Origin of the sequence: Paenimyroides ummariense, assembly GCF_900115115.1 — a bacterium.
Taxonomy (GTDB): domain Bacteria; phylum Bacteroidota; class Bacteroidia; order Flavobacteriales; family Flavobacteriaceae; genus Flavobacterium; species Flavobacterium ummariense.
This window is the reverse complement of the sequence record NZ_FOVI01000003.1, coordinates 76,843-95,129: the sequence shown is the minus strand read 5'-3', so window position 1 is coordinate 95,129 and position 18,287 is coordinate 76,843. Positions and strand designations below refer to the sequence as shown.

Sequence of the window (18,287 nt, the reverse complement as noted above, 5' to 3'; positions counted from 1 at the left end):
AAGATAAGTCCGATAATTGTATCGGACTTATTTTTTTGACTATATTAATTATTGATATTCCAGACCTCACAGGTTTTAAAAACCTGTGAGGTCATTACATATAAAAGGTTATCAAATATATTTCAATACAAAATTTCAGATAGTCAATAAAACAATTGTTAAAATAAAAGTTTTTTTTACTTTTGATAAAAATTCAGAAAAAGACATGGAAACAAATAATGAAAATTTTCAGGAAAGTAAAACAGAAATCAAACCAAAGAAATCAAGAACAGGTTTGATCATTTTCCTTGTAATACTTGGTTTTGTATTAATTGGCGCTGGCGGATATTTCTATTTAGATTATAAAAACAGAATGGCAAATATCGAAAATGAAAAAGAATATTCTCAAGAACGTTTAGATGCCATAAATAGTATTTTCTCTGTAGCAGAATACGATAACATTCCCGAAAATTACCGTGAATATATTTACGATTTCTTAGCACATAACAGTTATTTAGATGGAACGTACTTTTTAACCAAAATTGCCGATCGCGCAAAATCGGTTTATGCATTTGGCGATTTTACCGATGATGATAATGATGAAGACGATTTAGCTGTTTTGTTTGAAAATAACGATTATACAAGCAGTATGCTGGTAATCTTTAATCATAAAGGCGAAGGTTTGTACATTAAAAATTTTGAAAACGAATTGCCTACAATAAATGCTTTTAAAGTTGGTGCAAAAATCTACGAAAACGAAGCAAAACTAACACCGGCAACTTGTGGAGGTTTAATGATTAAGACTGATTACAGAAAAGAAGCGTTGGTTTACGACAAAAAAACAAAGAAATTCAATTCGCATTATCAGTACACCGATGAGGAAATTAAATCAATGAATTCACCTGAAGAATATTATGATGAAGGCTATGAAGCTGAACCTGTAGATGATACACCTGAAGAAGCATCAATTATAAACTCAATAAATCAAGATAGCAATTAAGCTATCTTTTTTCTTTTAACATAGTAGGATAATAGAAATTAGTTTGTTAAATTAGATAATATCAAAAAGCACTGCCACAGAAATAAAGGGTACAGATTTTGATATGTTAAAATAAAAAACCCTAAATATTATAAAATGGACGACAATTTTTCACCAAGAGTAAAGGAAGTAATTACCTTTAGTAGAGATGAAGCTTTACGTTTAGGGCACGATTATATTGGTACAGAGCATATCATGCTTGGTATTTTGCGCGAAAGCCAGGGCGAAGCAATCACGATATTACAAAACTTATCAATTGATTTAGAATTTCTTAAGAATCGATTTGAAGCATTGATTCCAGAAAACCCTAATAAAATTATTAATACAGAGAAGAAGAACATTCATCTTACAAAACAAGCCGAAAACGCTTTAAAACGAGCATTTTTAGAGAAAAAACTTTATAAAACCGATGTTATCAATACAGGTCATATTCTTATGTCGATATTAAGAAATACCGAAGATCCTACAACCATTTTGTTGAATCGTTGTAAAGTTGACTATGATAACGCAAAAGAAGAATTTGTAAGTTTATTGTCTAGTTCAGAATCTTTAAGCGAACAGAAACGCAATAGCGCGTTTGATGACGAAGGAGGTGACAGTATGTCAGATAATTTCAACAATCCGTCAGCACAAAACAAAACAGGCAAAAAATCTAAAACTCCGGTATTAGATAATTTTGGTCGCGATTTAACCGAACTGGCAGAACAAGGCAAACTGGATCCTGTTGTGGGGCGTGAAAAAGAAATCGAACGTGTTTCGCAAATCTTATCACGCCGTAAAAAGAACAATCCGTTGTTAATTGGTGAGCCTGGTGTTGGTAAATCTGCTATTGCCGAAGGTTTAGCTTTGCGCATCATTCAAAAGAAAGTATCTCGCATTTTGTTCAACAAACGTGTGGTAACTTTAGATTTGGCAAGCTTGGTTGCAGGTACAAAATACCGCGGTCAGTTTGAAGAGCGTATGAAAGCCGTAATGAACGAATTGGAAAAGAACGACGATATCATTCTTTTTATCGATGAAATTCATACAATAGTTGGTGCTGGTGGCGCAACAGGTTCGTTAGATGCTTCGAATATGTTTAAACCAGCATTGGCTCGTGGAGAAATTCAATGTGTTGGTGCAACAACGTTAGATGAATACCGTCAGTACATTGAGAAGGACGGAGCATTAGAGCGTCGTTTTCAAAAAGTAATTGTAGAACCTACAACAGAAGAGGAAACAATTACCATTTTGAACAACATTAAACCTAAATACGAAGATCACCACAATGTAATTTATACGCCCGAAGCTATTGAAGCCTGCGTGAAACTAACAAGCAGATATATGAGCGAGCGTTTCTTACCAGACAAGGCTATTGACGCGTTGGATGAAGCTGGATCTCGTGTACATATTACAAATATTGAAGTTCCGGACGATATTTTAAATCTTGAAAAAGAATTAGAAGAAGTGCGCGATAAAAAATCAGATGCGGTTAAACGTCAAAAGTACGAAGAAGCTGCGGCTTTACGTGATGATGAAAAACGCATTGAAAAAGATTTAGCCGTTGCGCAAGAACGTTGGGAAGAAGATTCTAAAAACAACAAAATTACCGTTACCGAAGAGCATGTTGCCGATGTCGTTTCAATGATGACAGGAATTCCGGTAAATAAAATTGCTCAAGCCGAAAGTAAAAAACTGGCAAAGTTACCAGATGCAATTAAAGGTAAAGTTATTGGTCAGGATGAAGCGGTGGCTAAAATTGCGAAATCGATCCAAAGAAACCGTGCAGGCTTAAAAGATCCTAACAAACCGATTGGTTCGTTTATTTTCTTGGGTCAAACAGGTGTTGGTAAAACGCAGTTGGCTAAAGTGATCGCAAAAGAAATTTTCGATTCTGAAGATGCTTTGATTCGTATTGATATGAGTGAATACATGGAAAAATTTGCGATTTCGCGTTTAGTTGGTGCACCTCCGGGATACGTTGGATACGAAGAAGGCGGTCAATTGACAGAGAAAGTGCGTAGAAAACCGTATTCGGTTATTTTGTTAGACGAGGTTGAAAAAGCGCATCCGGATGTTTTCAATATGTTGTTGCAAGTATTAGATGACGGACATTTAACCGATAGTTTAGGTAGAAAGATCGATTTTAGAAATACGATCATCATCATGACATCGAATGTTGGTGCACGTCAGTTAAAAGATTTTGGAACAGGTGTTGGTTTCGGAACAAAAGCAAAACAAGACCAACAAGACGATTTAACAAAATCGGTTATCGAAAATGCGCTTAAAAAAGCTTTTGCACCTGAGTTCTTAAATAGAATCGATGATGTGGTTGTGTTCAACGCTTTAGAAAAAGAACATATCCATAAAATCATCAACATTGAAATTGAAAAACTGTACCTGCGCGTTATGGCATTAGGCTATCAGTTAGAATTAACGCAGGAAGCATTAGATTTCATTGCAGATAAAGGTTTTGACAAGCAATATGGAGCGCGTCCGTTAAAACGTGCCATCCAAAAGTATGTGGAAGATTTATTGGCAGAAGAAATTATCAACGGAAACATTCATGAAAATGATGTGCTATTAATGGATAAAATTAAAGACGAAGAAGCTTTAAAGGTTACTATTAAAAACGCCAATTCTTCTTTAAAAAAATAATTCAATAAAATTTTAAGAAAGTAGTAAGAAAACCTTACTACTTTTTTTATACCTTTTAATTAGGAAAAAAGGCTATGAATCAGATCAGAAAAATTAAACGTATCGGCAACGTAATCAGTATATTATCTAAATACGGATTCGATGATATCATTGCACGCACAAGTGCCGAAAAGTTTCTGCCAAAAGGTTTTTTAAAATCGAAACGTGGTGAAGAAATTTTTAAACTCGGCGTTTACAAGCGTGTGCGTTTGGTGTTGGAAGAATTAGGACCTACTTACGTTAAATTAGGACAAATGTTCAGCAATCGCGAAGACATTCTGCCTGCCGAAATGATAGCCGAATTAGCCGAACTTCAAGATAATGTTCCACCAGAAGAATTGGATATTTACAAAAAAATAGCCGATGAACTGCTGATAAATCCCGATGAACATTTTGAATACATCAACCCCACTCCTATTGCTTCGGCCTCTATCTCGCAGGTTTATGTAGCTCGATTGGTTAATGGCAAAAAAGTCGTCATCAAAGTTAAAAGATCTTCTATTGAAGAAATTATCAGATCCGATATCATGATTATGAAAGATCTGGCTAAAATCCTTGAAAAAAATTACGATGCTGCCCGAAAAATGAGTTTAACACAGCTGATTAATTCCTTCGAAAACAATATGTATCGGGAATTATCGCTTACCAACGAATTTCATAACATAGAAAAGTTCCGTAAAAACTTTGAAAACCGTTCTGAAGTTTACGTTCCAAAAACATTTAAAGAACTATCGAACAACAACATTTTAACCATGGAATTTGTCGATGGTTTTAAGGTAAACAACAAAGAAAAAATCATTGAAAACGGCATGCTACCTAAAGATGTAGCGCAAACCGGCATTGTGTTGTTTATGAAAATGGTGTTGGAAGACGGTTTTTTTCATGCAGATCCGCATCCGGGCAACGTTTTTATACTAAACGATCAAAAAATTTGTTTTATCGATTTTGGATCTATGGGTCAGATCATGAAAGGCGATATGGAATTGTTGGAAGGAATTATTGAAAGTTTTCTGATTCAGGATGCCAAGAAAATCATTCGATTAATGAAACGTTTGGCAATTGAATACCATATTGAAGACGAAAAAACGTTGGAACGGGAAATTTACGATATTTTCCACATGCTGGAACATACCGCTTTGAACGAAATAAACGTGAACGATATTGTTGCAAAAGTAAAATCGATCATGGCAAAAAATCATGTGTTGATGCCCGAATTTATTTATTTGCTTTTACGCGGAATATCGATTATTGAAGGAATTGGCAAGCAGTTAGATCCCGAATTAAACGTTATGGAAAGCATGCGTCCGTATGCAAACGAACTAGCTTTAAAGAAATACGGACCAAAACAAATCGCTCAAAAATCGTTAAAACATTTAAAGATACTTGCGGCAAACCTGCAAAATTTACCCGACGATTTAACGGTTTTATTAGAAAAAATAAAAGACGATAAATTAAAAGTAAACTTTGAAGTTGAAGGTTTGGAAGATATGCGAAAAACCCTTCAAAATGCTTCAAACCGATTAACGTATGCTATAATTATTGCGGCTTTATCCATAGGATCGTCTATTTTAATGATGGCACATATTCCGCCGCTTTTCTTCGGAAACTCATTTTTAGGTTTGTTAGGATTTTTAATTTCGGGTATTTTAGGCATCGCTATTATTTATTCTATCTGGAAAAAAGACAAATAGTTTTACAAAACACCAACTTTTAGTACATTTGCATCATGCAGAAAAGTATAAACATATTAAACAAACGTGCTAAATTTGAATTTGAGTTTATTGAAAAATATACGGCAGGAATTGTTTTGGCCGGAACCGAAATAAAATCGATACGTTTGGGGAAAGCATCTATTGCAGACAGTTTTTGCGAGTTTCAAAACGGCGAATTATTCATGATTAATTCGCATGTTGAAGAATATTCGTTTGGAACGCATTACAACCACAAAGCAAAAAGCGAACGCAAATTGCTTTTAAATAAAAAAGAATTAAAATCGTTAAATAAAAGCGTGCAGAATAAGGGTTTAACCATTGTGCCACTGCGCTTATTTACCAACGAAAAAGGCTTGGCAAAAGTTGAAATTGCTTTGGCAAAAGGTAAAAAACTATACGATAAACGCGAAACCATTAAAGACCGCGACAATAAAATTGATTTAGCCCGTTTAAAGAAAGCTTATTAGAAAACGTATTTTATAAGTAAATAAATTGTTCTCTTTCATCTGTATATTTTATCTTAATTACGGCTGCATTAACTAAACAAGCAATATCTTTTAAGCTTCCAATAGTAACCTTTAAAGGAATATTCTTATCATTTGATATAAAAATTCTGAATTCGTTTTGAGACTTGAACTTTTCGTGTTTTTTAAAAAAATTAATTTCTCCAGAATAATCATTCTTATAATAAGAAACTCTACCGGATTTATAATTTTTATAACCTAATTTTTCTAATTCGCTAAAAACTCTATTTAAGAAAATTTGAGGTTTGCGAATTAGGATTATAGTTTCTCCAAATGATTGAGTTTCGTATTTGATTTCATTTCTTTCTCCTTGTAAATCGTCTGAATAAATACCTGTTAAACAGTAAATATTGCCTTTAGTAATATTATCTTGCTTAATAGTTGTGTTAATAGCATTTAATTCAATACTTTCATTCTCAGCATCTTTGCCAATTTCACACATGATTATTTTTGCGTTTCCGATATATTTTCTAAAATTGATACCATCATCTTCATCTGAACGCTCTTTGTTATCATCCCATGTTCTAATAGAATCTATAGAGTTTATATAGACTTCCCCTTTTTCAAATAAAGCTTCAATGTGCTCTTTCTTACCTCTTTTAAATAAAAAATGAACCTGATTATCTCTAATAGGAATAATATTATCTTCTTCTTGATTCATAAATCTATTATTAAGTTATAATGTTCTTCTTTTTTGGCTTGGGTGAAATAATCAGTTGGTTTGAGTAAACACTACCTATTCTTATCTTCTAACATAGGTACAAACTTAAAATCACCAAATTCGTGTTGTTCAAAATGCGTTTCCGATGTTCTAATTAATAACGTCATTACTTGCTTTTCATCACCTACGGGAATTACCAACCTTCCTCCTATTTTTAACTGAGCCAATAAAGGTTGTGGAACAAACGGAGCTCCGGCTGTAACAATAATACTATCAAAAGGTGCATCGTTAGGTAAACCTTTGTATCCGTCGCCAAACGAAACAACTCTTGGTCTGTAACCTAATTTTGGCAATAAAACCGATGTTTTTCTGTACAGTTCATTTTGGCGTTCAATAGTAAAAACCTTTGCACCCATTTTACACAAAACAGCTGTTTGATAACCTGATCCTGTGCCAATTTCCAACACTTTATCATCGGCTTTAACCTGCAACAACTGCGACTGAAATGCAACCGTATAAGGTTGCGAAATTGTTTGTCCGGCACCAATTGGGAAAGCAGTGTCTTGATACGCAAAATCCTGAAAACCCGATTCTAAAAACAAATGGCGCGGCACAGCATTCATAGCATTTAAAACATTGGTGTCGTAAATGCCTTTTTCTGCCAATAGTTTAACCAACTGGTTTCGTAAACCTTGATGTTTTGCGGTGTCTTTCACGTTTTAAAGAAGTTTTTCAGTGCATCAAAATTACATATATTTTCAAAGTTAACACAAGGTTTTCGGTAGAAATTTTTAACATCGACTTAACTTTCAGCTAATAAAACACTTCGGTTTTCAAATATATTTTAACTTTGCAAAAAACATTCATTATGTTAAAAGTTGGCGTATTAGGCGCAGGTCATTTAGGAAAAATCCATTTGCGATTGTTAAATCAATCATCTAAATACGAATTGGTCGGTTTTTACGATCCATCTAAAGAAAATGCGGAAAAAGTTTCTGCAGAATTCGGTTATAAATCATTCGAAACCATTAGCGATTTAATTGCAGCAGTTGATGTGGTTGATATAGTAACGCCTACCCTTTCGCATTACCATTGTGCGGTTGATGCCATTAAAGCGGGCAAACATATCTTTCTGGAAAAACCAATTTCGAACACTGTTGAAGAAGCCGAACATATTATCGCTCTTGCTAAAGAATACAATGTAAAAGGACAGGTTGGTCATGTGGAACGATTTAATCCGGCATTTAAAGCGGTGAAAGATAAAATTCACAACCCAATGTTTATAGAAACGCACCGTTTGGCAGAATTTAATCCGCGTGGTACCGACGTTCCTGTGGTTTTAGATTTAATGATTCACGATATCGACGCTATTTTAAGCGTTGTAAAATCTCCGGTTAAAAACATTCATGCAACGGGAACTGCCGTAATTAGCGATTCGCCCGATATTGCCAATGCACGTATTGAGTTTGAAAATGGTTGTGTTGCCAATGTAACATCGAGCCGAATTTCAATGAAAAACATGCGTAAAGCTCGATTTTTTCAAAAAGATGCCTATATTTCTGTCGATTATTTAGATAAAATTTGTGAAGTGGTAAAAATGAAAGATGCTCCTGAAGTTCCGGGCGATTTCGATTTGATTCTTCAAAATGCAGAAGGAGTTAAAAAGCAGATTTATTTCGATAATCCTTCGGTAGAAACCAACAATGCCATTTTAGATGAATTGGAAACTTTTGCCGATGCCATCAACAACAATACAACGCCAATTGTAACCTTGGAAGACGGAACAGAAGCGTTAAGAATTGCTCACAGAATCATTAATTGTTTCGGTAAATAAATTAAAAAAAGTATATTCGCATAAATTCGTATTAAAACATAAAAATGAAAAATATAGCTGTAATTGGTGCAGGAACAATGGGTAACGGAATTGCCCACACATTTGCACAAAAAGGATTTAAAGTTTGTTTAATTGATATTTCAGACAAAGCGATTGAGCGCGGAATGAACACCATTGTGTCTAACTTAGACCGTATGATTGCGAAAGGATCAATTACCGAAGCAGACAAAAAAGCTACTATTGAAAATATTATTACTTATACCGATGTTAAAGACGGCGTTGTAAATGTAGATTTAGTTGTTGAAGCTGCTACAGAAAACATCAACCTAAAACTGAACATCTTTAAAGAATTAAGCGAAGTTTGCCGTGAAGATGTTATTTTGGCATCGAACACCTCTTCAATTTCTATCACGCAGATTGCTGCGGTTGTTAAAAACCCTGAACGCGTAATTGGTATGCACTTTATGAACCCTGTGCCTATTATGAAATTAGTAGAAATTATCCGTGGTTACAACACTACCGATGAAGTTACCAAAAAAATCATGGATTTATCTGTAGCTTTAGGAAAAACCCCAACCGAAGTAAACGATTATCCAGGTTTCGTTGCAAACCGTATTTTAATGCCAATGATTAATGAATCAATCGAAACATTGTACAACGGTGTTGCGGGTGTTAGCGAAATTGATACGGTTATGAAATTAGGAATGGCACATCCAATGGGACCATTACAGTTAGCGGATTTTATTGGTTTAGATGTTTGCCTATCGATCTTAAACGTAATGTACGATGGATTTAAAAATCCTAAATACGCTCCGTGTCCGTTATTGGTAAACATGGTTATGGCTGGAAAATTAGGAGTAAAATCTGGCGAAGGTTTTTACGATTATTCTGAAAGCAAAAAAGCAGAGAAAGTTGCAAAAATGTTTTCGTAAATAGATAGAAAATAAAGTTTTAAAGACGATTGAACGCTGTTCAATTGTCTTTTCTGTTTTTTTAATAGATACATTTAGTACCTTTATAAATACTAATTTCAAATGTTTTGTCATTCCGAACTTGTTTCGGAATCACATCTTGAAATTTATATGATGAGAAGCTGAACTTGGTTCAGCTTGACAGTTACTGTACAATAACAGATACTATTTATTAATTTGATTTTAAATAAATGGCAGATATAATTCCTTTTAAAGCAGTTCGCCCGGCGGCTGATAAAGTTTCGTTGGTAACTACGCGTCCGTACGATGATTATTCGGCAGCCGAATTGGCTTCATGGCTTGATTTCAATCCGTTTTCGTTTCTTCATATTGTTAATTTAGCGTTTATCAATCAGGAAAAGATCGATCCGTTACGCCGTTACAAAATGGTAGCAACTAAATATCAGGATTTTAAACGTGACGGAATTTTGATTAAGGAAGAAAATCCGGCAATGTATCTATATCAGATCAAATCGAAAAAAAATAATTTCGTTGGAATTTTAGCAGGAACTTCGTTGAAAGATTACGAAACCAATGTGATTAAAAAGCACGAAAATACGTTGCAATACCGCGTTGAAAATTTAAAGGATTATTTTAACGAAACCCGGTTTAATACCGAACCAGTTTTAATGATGTATCCGAATTGTGAGGAATTGGAACTTTGGATCGAACAAAAAATGAGTCAAACTCCTTTGTATGATTTTTCTACAACCAATCGCGAAAGACACGTACTTTGGAAAATTGATACTGATGAAGAATTGAGTTTTATTCAGCAGACTTTTAAGGAAATTCCTAATTTATATATTGCCGACGGACATCATCGTTCGGCAACATCAAATTTATTGCTGAATGAAAACGGTGAACGCGCCAGCGATAATATGAATTATTTTATGAGCTATCTAATTTGTGAAAAGTTGATACAGATTAACGAATACAACCGATTAGTTCATGATTTAAACGGTATGGAAACTGATGAATTTTTGAACATATTAAATAAAAAATTCTCGGTGGAAAAAGTTCATGAATATTGGAAACCGACAAAAAAATATACATTCGGTATGTATTTAGAAGGATCGTTTTATTCGTTGACGTTAAAGAATATTCCGAACAAAGATCAGATAATAGACAATTTAGATGCGCAGATTCTTTACGATTTAATATTAAATCCTTTATTGAATATAAAAGACTTAAGAACTGACAACAGAATTACTTACATTCCAGGAAATAAAAACATAATGGAACTGGTTAATAAAGTTGACAATGGCGAATTTAAAATCGGATTTATATTGTATCCTTCATCGGTAAACGAAATTAAAACTCTTGCCGATAACGATTTAACCATGCCGCCAAAAAGTACATACATAGAACCAAAACTGCGCAACGGTTTAATTATTTACGAATTTTAAGTCGAACCACAAAAGGCACAAAGATTTCACACAAAGGAAACAAAAAGTATGATTGAAAATGAATTGTCTAATAAAGTAATTGGTTTAGCTATTGAAGTTCATAAAGCTTTAGGACCGGGACTGTTGGAAAGCGCCTATAAAGAATGCTTATTCTATAAAATTCAAAAAGAAGGGTTAATTGTTGAGAAAGAAAAAGCAATGCCTTTGGTTTTTGAAGATGTGCGTCTTGAATGTGGTTACAGAATGGATTTACTTGTTGACAATAAATTAGTTATCGAGATAAAAAGTGTTGATGCGCTAAACGATGTACATTTAGCACAAACACTAACCTATATGAAATTAGGAAATTTCAAACTTGGATTATTAATAAACTTTAATGTTGTATTATTAAAACACGGTTTAAAAAGAGTCATAAATGGTTCTTTGTAAACTTTGTGTAAAAACTTAAAAACTTTGTGGTTAAGAAATGAATATAGCTGAAAACTTACAAAATATTAAAAATACTTTACCTGAACATGTTCATTTGGTTGCGGTTTCTAAAACAAAACCTATTGCCGATTTGTTGGAAGCCTATAATGCCGGACAACGAATTTTTGGCGAAAACAAAATTCAGGAAATGACCGAAAAATGGGAACAAATGCCAAAAGATATTCAATGGCACATGATTGGTCACGTACAAACCAACAAGGTAAAATACATGGCGCCTTATGTAAGTTTAATTCACGGTGTTGACAGTTTAAAATTATTGGTTGAAATCAATCGACAGGCAAAAAAATGGCGACGTGTAATTCCTTGTTTATTACAGGTTTACATCGCAACCGAAGAATCGAAATTTGGTTTGGCACACGATGAATTGTTACAATTGATTCATTCAGAAGAATTTAAAGCTTTAGAGAACATAAAAATAATCGGATTAATGGGAATGGCTTCTTTCACAGAAGATGCAGACCTAATTCGTAAAGAATTTCAATCATTAAAAGATATTTTCGATTATTTACAACCTTACCAGTTACCAAACTGTCATTTTCAGCAACTTTCTATGGGAATGAGTGGCGATTATAAAATTGCCATTGAATGCGGAAGTACTATTGTACGTATTGGTAGCAGTATTTTTGGAGGGAGGTAATTTGGATTTAAAAAGGATAAAAAATGAAAAATTATTTTTTAGGAAAACATCTTGTTTTTGTTTATATATTAATAATTGGTTTAAATTGTTATTCTCAAAAATCCAATCAGCAATCACTTCCTATTGTCATTAAAAATGTAAATATCATTACAATGACATCGCCCAATAAAATTATCGAAAATGCAAATTTGGTAGTAGAGAATGGAAGAATAAAATCAATAAACGGGGATCTTCCTAAAAAAGCTAAAATAATTAATGGGAAAAAAAAATGGTTAATTCCTGGACTTATTGATATACACGTTCATTTACCAACCGATTTTAGCTTAAATCCTAAAATAACTACACAAAAACCAGATATTATATTTGATGTTCAAGATTTAATGACACCTTTTATTGCAAATGGAGTTACTACTATTCTAAATCTTAATGCGAATATTCAATCATTTTACCAAAGAAAACAAATTGAAAATGGAAAAATAACCGGTCCACGAATGGCTCTTGCTGCACTTATTGATGGCGGTAATGGAAGTGGAAAAAAAGCTAATACTCCTGAAGAAGGTAAACAAACTGTACGTATAGCTAAAGATGATGGTTATGAATTCATAAAACTCTATTCGGGGTTAAATATTGAAACTTACAAAGCCATTATTGATGAAGCTAATAAACAGGGAATGAAAACAGTTGGTCATATCCCAAATGTTTTTCAAAATGAAATAGAAAAAGCATTTATTCCACATTTTAATTTAGTTGCGCATGCCGAAGAATTTTCTAAAAGCGCAAAAAAATTTGATTATCAAGAAGCATTAAATTTTGCAAAAATCGCAAAAGAAAATAATACATGGGTTTCACCAACACTAACTGCAATGGATTGGATTGCAAACCAAACAAGCTCACTTACAAGATTAAAAGCATCGAAAACTATTCAATTCACACATCCTCTATTACAAAGCAAATGGTTAAACGCCAATAGTTACAATAAGAAATCATCTCCAGAAAGAATTGCATATTTTAATCAATTAGCTGCATTTCAAATACTATTAGTTAAGGCGTTTAAAGAATTGAATGTACCTATATTAGCAGGAACAGATGCCGGTGTGTCGGGAGTTGTATCTGGATTTTCTTTACACGATGAATTAGAACTTTTAGTACACGCTGGTTTATCTCCAGAAGAAGCCTTATCATCTGCTACTCGACTAAATGCAATATGGTTAGGTATGGATAATAAAATTGGAACGATTGAAGAAAACAAACTTGCTGATTTTGTGTTATTAGATGAAAATCCAATGGTAAAAATCGAAAACACCAGAAAAATTAATGGTATTATTATAAATGGTGCATGGTTCGATAAAAACAGTTTAGATAAAATGCTTTTAGATTTATCAACTAAAAATACTAAGTCAAGAGATGAATTTGACTGGAACACTTTAATGAACAAATAAGAAATAAACACATCTAAATACCATTAACATTTTTTGTATTTTAGCCTTTAAGAAACCAGCCTTATTTTGGGCTGACAAACCAACAGAGTGTACGCAGTAATAGATATAGAAACCACCGGCGGGCAATTTAATAAAGAAGGAATTACCGAAATTGCTATTTATAAGTTCGACGGTGTTGAAATTGTAGATCAGTTTATAAGTCTGGTTAACCCCGAAATTCCCATTCAGCCGTTTGTTGTTAAACTTACCGGTATAAATAATGCCATGTTGCGCCAAGCTCCAAAGTTTTTTGAGGTTGCCAAGCGCATCATTGAAATTACCGAAGGTTGCATTATTGTTGCCCACAACGCTCCGTTTGATTACCGTATTTTAAAGTTGGAATTTGACCGTTTAGGTTACAAATTTCAAAAGCCAACTTTGTGTACTGTTGAAATGTCTAAAGTTTTGTTACCCGATGCGCAAGCGTATAGCTTGGGTAAATTGGTTCGATCGTTGGGAATTCCGATAGCTGACAGACACAGAGCAAGCGGCGACGCCATGGCTACACTTAAATTATTTAAGTTGTTGTTAGATAAAGATATCGACAAACAAATTGTTAAACAGCAAATTAAAAACGAAGTTCATCAAGGAATTTCTCCTAAACTGTTCGATATTTTAGAGAATATTCCAACAACAATTGGAATTTTCTACATTCATAACGATAAAGGAAACATCATTTTTATAGGAAAAAGCAATAATATCCGTAAAAAGTTAAATCAGATTTTTACTGCCGATACCAAAATTGCTAAACGCATTCAAAAAGAAGTTTACACTGTGACTTTTGAAGAAACCGGTAACGAATTAATCGCATTGTTAAAAGAACGCGAAGAATTGTTGCACAACAAACCGGTTTTAAATCCAACACAACGCAAGTCGCTTTTTTTATGGTCGGTTTATCAAGAAAAGTTAGAAAACGGCTACGAAACATTAAAAATTCATAAAAGCGATGGTCGTAAAAACGCGGTTCAATCTTTTAAAAATCAAAAAAGTGCGTTGCAGTTTATCAATGATCTGTATAAAGAAAACGAAATTGTAGAAGAAGTTCAAAACGCACTTTCATCTGCAAAAAACATCAATTATCCAACCGTTTTGCACAATGAACTTTTTGGTTCATTAATTGCATCTAATCAACTAAAATACAAGAATATAATCATTATTTTAAAAGGAAGAAATTTAAACGAAAAAAGTGCGGTTGTTATTGAAAACGGCATTTTTAAAGGCTTTTGCTTTTTCGATCTAAATTATCAAATTTTAAACGCACAGGTTTTAAGTAAAATCTTAATTCCGCTTATTTACACAAAAGATGTGCTGAATACGGTTAAGCATTATCTTTACACAAAAAAAGATTATAAAATTATATCGTTTTAGGAATGAAACATATAAAATCGAAATACGAAATACTTCGTCAGAAAATTTACATTGTAATTTACGGATCGGGCACCATTGCAGGAAAAACGTTCGATTTGCTATTGCTTGCCGTAATTTTATTGAGCGTTGTTCTAATTATGATGCAAAGTGTGGTTCGGTACGACAAACTGCATCACGATTTTTTCATCATCAGCGAATGGATCATTACCATATTTTTTACGCTGGAATACATTTTGCGAATTATAAGTAACAAAAAACCGCTGAATTATATTTTCAGTTTTTATGGTTTTGTAGATTTATTGTCGCTTTTACCCATGTATTTAAGTTTTTTCTTTCCGGGATCAGAAGCTTTGGGCGTAATAAGATCATTACGATTGCTACGATTATTCGCTATTTTAGACTTAATTCCGGTATTAAATCAATCATCGCACATAAAAGAATCGTTACGGGCAAGTGCAAACAAAATTGTGGTTTTTGTCTATTTTATCTTGGTAATGTCGGTGATTTTAGGTACCATTATGTTTGTAATAGAAGGTCGTCACAACGGGTTTACCAACATTCCAAACAGCATTTACTGGTGCATTGTAACCATGACAACCGTTGGTTATGGCGATATTGCCCCAATTACACCAATTGGCAAAGCAATAGCATCGTTCATTATGATTATGGGTTACGGAATTATCGCTGTGCCAACCGGAATTGTTACTGCCGAGTTAGCTAAAAACCGCAGAAGCAAAAACGTAAAAAACAATTGTCCGCGTTGTAAAACATTTATTTATAACGAATTTGCTAATTATTGCTACAATTGTGGCGAAAAATTTATTGATGGAGAAGTTAAAATCGACGAATAATTACCTAATTGTAATTGTAGGACCAACAGCTATTGGAAAAACCGCATTATCAATTCAGTTAGCAAAACATTTTAATTGTGATATCGTTTCATGCGATAGTCGACAGTTTTACAAAGAAATGACCATTGGTACCGCAGTTCCATCAACCGATGAATTAAAACAAGCAACGCATCATTTTATTCAGAATAAATCGATCTCCGAAAATTACAGTGTTGGCGATTACGAAAAAGAAGTTTTGCCTTTGTTAGATAGATTATTTTTAAAAAATAATATTCAGATTGTTGTTGGCGGATCAGGCTTGTATGTTGATGCTATTTTAAAAGGATTTGATGACTTTCCGGAAGTTTCAACTGAAATTAAATCAGAAATTGATCAAAATTACGAAGAAAAAGGTTTTGAATATCTTCAGGAAAAACTACAGCAATTAGATCCTTTTTATTTTGATTTTCTAAAAACGACCAATCCACAAACATTAGTAAATCAACAGCGAATGAAACGTTTTATCGGGGTTTCAATGGCGGCAAATGCACCTTATTCTTCGTTTTTAAATCAAGATAAAAACAAACGCAACTTCACTCCTATTATTATTGGTTTAGAAGCTCCGCGCGATGTTATGTATGATCGAATTAACAAACGGGTTGATATAATGATGAACAATGGTTTGTTGCTTGAAGTAGCCAATTTAAAGGAAAATCAACAATTAAATGCCTTGCAAACTGTTGGCTACCGCGAATTGTTCGATTTTATCGATGGAAAGATTTCTTTAGATGAAGCTGTAGAAGAAATCAAGAAAAACACCCGCCGATTCGCTAAACGACAAATTACCTGGTTTAAGCGCAACGAAGCTACCGAATGGTTTTCTTATCAAACCCCAATAAAAAATATTTTAAGCTATATAAATGAATTTACCCGATAAGTTTTCATCAAAATACAAAGGTTCGTGCCAAGTAACAATCGATAAATGCTCTGTAAATTCTAAAATTCGCATTACCGATCTAATGAATTTATTACAGGCAGTTGCCGGAAAACATTCAGATTTAGGTGGAATGAGTTATTTTGATATGCAGCAAAATAATCAGGCTTGGGTGTTAAGCAGCATGCGTATCGAGATTGAAAATTTACCGCAATGGCACGAAACTATTGAAATTGAAACTTGGATTGAAACACTTGCGGGCATAAAAACCATTCGCGATTTTGATGTTTTTCTTAATGATAAAAAAATAATTGGCGGAAACAGTCTTTGGGTAGTTTTAAATACCGAAAAACGCAGACCCGAAACTATTGCAATTTCGCACGATCATTTAGAAAAATATCCCGAAAAGAAAGCTACGTTAAAAAAATTCTCTAAGATTGATCTATCGCAAAACGCAGCATTAGTGAATCAGCATAAAGTCGCATTTTCCGATTTAGACGCACTAAACCATGTAAATAACGTAAAGTATATTGAATGGTGTTTAGATTGTTTACCTATTGATATTCTTGAGAAAAATTGTATCAAAGCAATAGATATTAATTACTTAAAAGAAGTAACTTATAACCAAACTGCGGCAATTTATTCTTCAATTAATGAAAAAGAAATCTATTTTTATATTAAATTAGACGGAATTGTTTGTTTCGCAATGAAACTTGAATTAAATACCCACTTATAGAAATACAATGAAAAAGATAGCACTATTTACATGTACATTATTACTTAATCAAATTAGTTTTGGTCAGGCTTCTGGAAATATCAATTATCAAAATCAAATTAGTTTTTCCGAAAATAATATAAACGTTGGCACACCTTCTAATCTAGACATTGTAGTTAGTGCTAAAGGTTTAGCAAATATTAAAGCAGATTCTTTTGTAGCAATTTTTAGTATAACTCAAGTTGGAAAATCTACAGAAGAGGTTAATGATTTAATGGAAAAAAGAATTACACAAGCTCTTACTGAACTAAAACTGAAGAAGGGAATAGAAACCTTTGTTGATATGATTTCGTTTGTTCCTGTATATGAATTTGAAGTTGAAAAGAAAACTTTCAGTAAAAAAAGCTACAACGAAATTCCTAAAGGTTTTGAACTTAAAAAGAATATTCACATTAAATATACTGATGCAAATCAACTTAATGAGTTAATTACAATTCTTTCTAATCAAGAAATTTATGATTTAGTTAGGGTAGATTATTTTTCATCTACCCTTGATAACATCAAAAAAGAAATGATAGATAAGTCAAGAGTTACTTTACAAGAAAAAATCAAAAATTATGAAACTATTTTAGGAACATCATTTGCGAACACCGAGAAGAGAATTACTGACGGTTTCAGAGTAATGCTCCCAGCAGAAATGTACAAATCTTATGAGTCATTTAATAGTTCCTCATTAAATTTAAAAAAATCGGCTAACATAAATATTGCAGACAAATCGCCAACTTTATATTATCAACCAATAATAAATAAAGAATTTGATTTTGTTATAAACTCAACAATTTTAGAGCCTGTAATTCAAGTTATGTATGAAGTTAAGTTAGTTATTAACAGAGAGAAAAAGCAAATTTCTCCTAATGACAAAGAATATATAATTATAACACCTAATGGTGATATGAAAAACCTTAACATTACTAAATAAGTCTTATTAAATAGAATTAATTTTTATAAACGCATAACTTTTGATATTTTTACAA

17 protein-coding genes are annotated in these 18,287 nt (G+C 33.0%); 15 read left to right on the top strand and 2 right to left on the bottom strand.

Annotated elements, in window-relative coordinates:
- Positions 1 to 205 precede the first annotated feature (205 nt).
- From BM253_RS03335 to smpB, 4 genes are all read left to right on the top strand, one after another.
- Positions 206 to 979 carry a hypothetical protein gene (locus BM253_RS03335; protein WP_091519095.1) on the top strand — a complete coding sequence of 258 codons (774 nt, stop codon included), beginning with the start codon at positions 206 to 208 and terminating at the stop codon, positions 977 to 979.
- Between the two features lie 135 nt (positions 980 to 1,114).
- Positions 1,115 to 3,655 (top strand): ATP-dependent Clp protease ATP-binding subunit, encoded by a 2,541-nt coding sequence (locus BM253_RS03330; RefSeq protein ID WP_091519092.1) that lies wholly within the window; start codon positions 1,115 to 1,117, stop codon positions 3,653 to 3,655.
- Between the two features lie 74 nt (positions 3,656 to 3,729).
- On the top strand, positions 3,730 to 5,385 hold the full coding sequence (locus BM253_RS03325) for an ABC1 kinase family protein (RefSeq protein WP_091519089.1): 1,656 nt from the start codon (positions 3,730 to 3,732) through the stop codon (positions 5,383 to 5,385).
- A gap of 35 nt (positions 5,386 to 5,420) precedes the next feature.
- The gene (gene smpB, locus BM253_RS03320; protein WP_091519086.1) at positions 5,421 to 5,873 is read left to right on the top strand and encodes an SsrA-binding protein SmpB; all 453 of its coding nucleotides are present in this window, start codon (positions 5,421 to 5,423) and stop codon (positions 5,871 to 5,873) included.
- Between the two features lie 10 nt (positions 5,874 to 5,883).
- Here smpB and BM253_RS03315 read toward each other — a convergent pair whose 3' ends face one another.
- Together BM253_RS03315 and BM253_RS03310 are read right to left on the bottom strand one after the other, a co-directional pair.
- Positions 5,884 to 6,591 (bottom strand): hypothetical protein, encoded by a 708-nt coding sequence (locus BM253_RS03315; protein WP_091519082.1) that lies wholly within the window; start codon positions 6,589 to 6,591, stop codon positions 5,884 to 5,886.
- Positions 6,592 to 6,662: 71 nt separating this feature from the next.
- Positions 6,663 to 7,307 carry a protein-L-isoaspartate(D-aspartate) O-methyltransferase gene (locus tag BM253_RS03310; protein ID WP_091519078.1) on the bottom strand — a complete coding sequence of 215 codons (645 nt, stop codon included), beginning with the start codon at positions 7,305 to 7,307 and terminating at the stop codon, positions 6,663 to 6,665.
- Positions 7,308 to 7,459: 152 nt separating this feature from the next.
- Between BM253_RS03310 and BM253_RS03305 the strand changes: the two genes are divergently transcribed.
- The 11 genes from BM253_RS03305 (at position 7,460) to BM253_RS03255 (ending at position 18,232) form a co-directional block, all read left to right on the top strand.
- Positions 7,460 to 8,425, top strand: a complete 966-nt coding sequence (locus BM253_RS03305; protein ID WP_091519074.1) for a Gfo/Idh/MocA family protein — start codon at positions 7,460 to 7,462, stop codon at positions 8,423 to 8,425.
- Between the two features lie 44 nt (positions 8,426 to 8,469).
- A complete protein-coding gene (locus tag BM253_RS03300; protein WP_091519071.1) occupies positions 8,470 to 9,357 on the top strand; it encodes a 3-hydroxyacyl-CoA dehydrogenase family protein in 888 nt (295 codons plus the stop codon).
- Between the two features lie 230 nt (positions 9,358 to 9,587).
- A complete protein-coding gene (locus tag BM253_RS03295) occupies positions 9,588 to 10,802 on the top strand; it encodes a DUF1015 domain-containing protein (protein ID WP_091519068.1) in 1,215 nt (404 codons plus the stop codon).
- A 48-nt stretch (positions 10,803 to 10,850) separates the two neighbouring features.
- Positions 10,851 to 11,231, top strand: coding sequence for a GxxExxY protein (locus tag BM253_RS03290; protein WP_091519065.1), 381 nt, complete (start codon positions 10,851 to 10,853; stop codon positions 11,229 to 11,231).
- Between the two features lie 37 nt (positions 11,232 to 11,268).
- The gene (locus tag BM253_RS03285; protein WP_091519063.1) at positions 11,269 to 11,928 is read left to right on the top strand and encodes a YggS family pyridoxal phosphate-dependent enzyme; all 660 of its coding nucleotides are present in this window, start codon (positions 11,269 to 11,271) and stop codon (positions 11,926 to 11,928) included.
- Between the two features lie 23 nt (positions 11,929 to 11,951).
- On the top strand, positions 11,952 to 13,367 hold the full coding sequence (locus tag BM253_RS03280) for an amidohydrolase family protein (RefSeq protein ID WP_091519060.1): 1,416 nt from the start codon (positions 11,952 to 11,954) through the stop codon (positions 13,365 to 13,367).
- Between the two features lie 87 nt (positions 13,368 to 13,454).
- Positions 13,455 to 14,774 carry an exonuclease domain-containing protein gene (locus BM253_RS03275; RefSeq protein ID WP_091519057.1) on the top strand — a complete coding sequence of 440 codons (1,320 nt, stop codon included), beginning with the start codon at positions 13,455 to 13,457 and terminating at the stop codon, positions 14,772 to 14,774.
- A 2-nt stretch (positions 14,775 to 14,776) separates the two neighbouring features.
- Positions 14,777 to 15,625, top strand: coding sequence for an ion transporter (locus BM253_RS03270; protein ID WP_091519054.1), 849 nt, complete (start codon positions 14,777 to 14,779; stop codon positions 15,623 to 15,625).
- Positions 15,600 to 16,541, top strand: a complete 942-nt coding sequence (gene miaA / locus BM253_RS03265; protein ID WP_091519051.1) for a tRNA (adenosine(37)-N6)-dimethylallyltransferase MiaA — start codon at positions 15,600 to 15,602, stop codon at positions 16,539 to 16,541. Before BM253_RS03270 ends, miaA begins: the two co-directional genes overlap by 26 nt.
- Positions 16,525 to 17,274, top strand: coding sequence for an acyl-[acyl-carrier-protein] thioesterase (locus BM253_RS03260; RefSeq protein WP_091519048.1), 750 nt, complete (start codon positions 16,525 to 16,527; stop codon positions 17,272 to 17,274). The genes miaA and BM253_RS03260 overlap by 17 nt, the downstream gene beginning before the upstream one ends.
- Before the next feature lie 7 nt (positions 17,275 to 17,281).
- On the top strand, positions 17,282 to 18,232 hold the full coding sequence (locus BM253_RS03255; protein ID WP_091519045.1) for an SIMPL domain-containing protein: 951 nt from the start codon (positions 17,282 to 17,284) through the stop codon (positions 18,230 to 18,232).
- Positions 18,233 to 18,287: the final 55 nt, after the last annotated feature.

What these genes read in the sequence shown, in the direction of transcription:
- BM253_RS03335 (WP_091519095.1), top strand. Translation starts at nt 206, where the DNA reads ATGGAAACAAATAATGAAAATTTTCAGGAAAGTAAAACAGAAATCAAA.
- BM253_RS03330 (WP_091519092.1), top strand. Translation starts at nt 1,115, where the DNA reads ATGGACGACAATTTTTCACCAAGAGTAAAGGAAGTAATTACCTTTAGT.
- BM253_RS03325 (WP_091519089.1), top strand. Translation starts at nt 3,730, where the DNA reads ATGAATCAGATCAGAAAAATTAAACGTATCGGCAACGTAATCAGTATA.
- smpB (WP_091519086.1), top strand. Translation starts at nt 5,421, where the DNA reads ATGCAGAAAAGTATAAACATATTAAACAAACGTGCTAAATTTGAATTT.
- BM253_RS03315 (WP_091519082.1), bottom strand. Translation starts at nt 6,591, where the DNA reads ATGAATCAAGAAGAAGATAATATTATTCCTATTAGAGATAATCAGGTT.
- BM253_RS03305 (WP_091519074.1), top strand. Translation starts at nt 7,460, where the DNA reads ATGTTAAAAGTTGGCGTATTAGGCGCAGGTCATTTAGGAAAAATCCAT.
- BM253_RS03300 (WP_091519071.1), top strand. Translation starts at nt 8,470, where the DNA reads ATGAAAAATATAGCTGTAATTGGTGCAGGAACAATGGGTAACGGAATT.
- BM253_RS03295 (WP_091519068.1), top strand. Translation starts at nt 9,588, where the DNA reads ATGGCAGATATAATTCCTTTTAAAGCAGTTCGCCCGGCGGCTGATAAA.
- BM253_RS03290 (WP_091519065.1), top strand. Translation starts at nt 10,851, where the DNA reads ATGATTGAAAATGAATTGTCTAATAAAGTAATTGGTTTAGCTATTGAA.
- BM253_RS03285 (WP_091519063.1), top strand. Translation starts at nt 11,269, where the DNA reads ATGAATATAGCTGAAAACTTACAAAATATTAAAAATACTTTACCTGAA.
- BM253_RS03280 (WP_091519060.1), top strand. Translation starts at nt 11,952, where the DNA reads ATGAAAAATTATTTTTTAGGAAAACATCTTGTTTTTGTTTATATATTA.
- BM253_RS03270 (WP_091519054.1), top strand. Translation starts at nt 14,777, where the DNA reads ATGAAACATATAAAATCGAAATACGAAATACTTCGTCAGAAAATTTAC.
- miaA (WP_091519051.1), top strand. Translation starts at nt 15,600, where the DNA reads ATGGAGAAGTTAAAATCGACGAATAATTACCTAATTGTAATTGTAGGA.
- BM253_RS03260 (WP_091519048.1), top strand. Translation starts at nt 16,525, where the DNA reads ATGAATTTACCCGATAAGTTTTCATCAAAATACAAAGGTTCGTGCCAA.
- BM253_RS03255 (WP_091519045.1), top strand. Translation starts at nt 17,282, where the DNA reads ATGAAAAAGATAGCACTATTTACATGTACATTATTACTTAATCAAATT.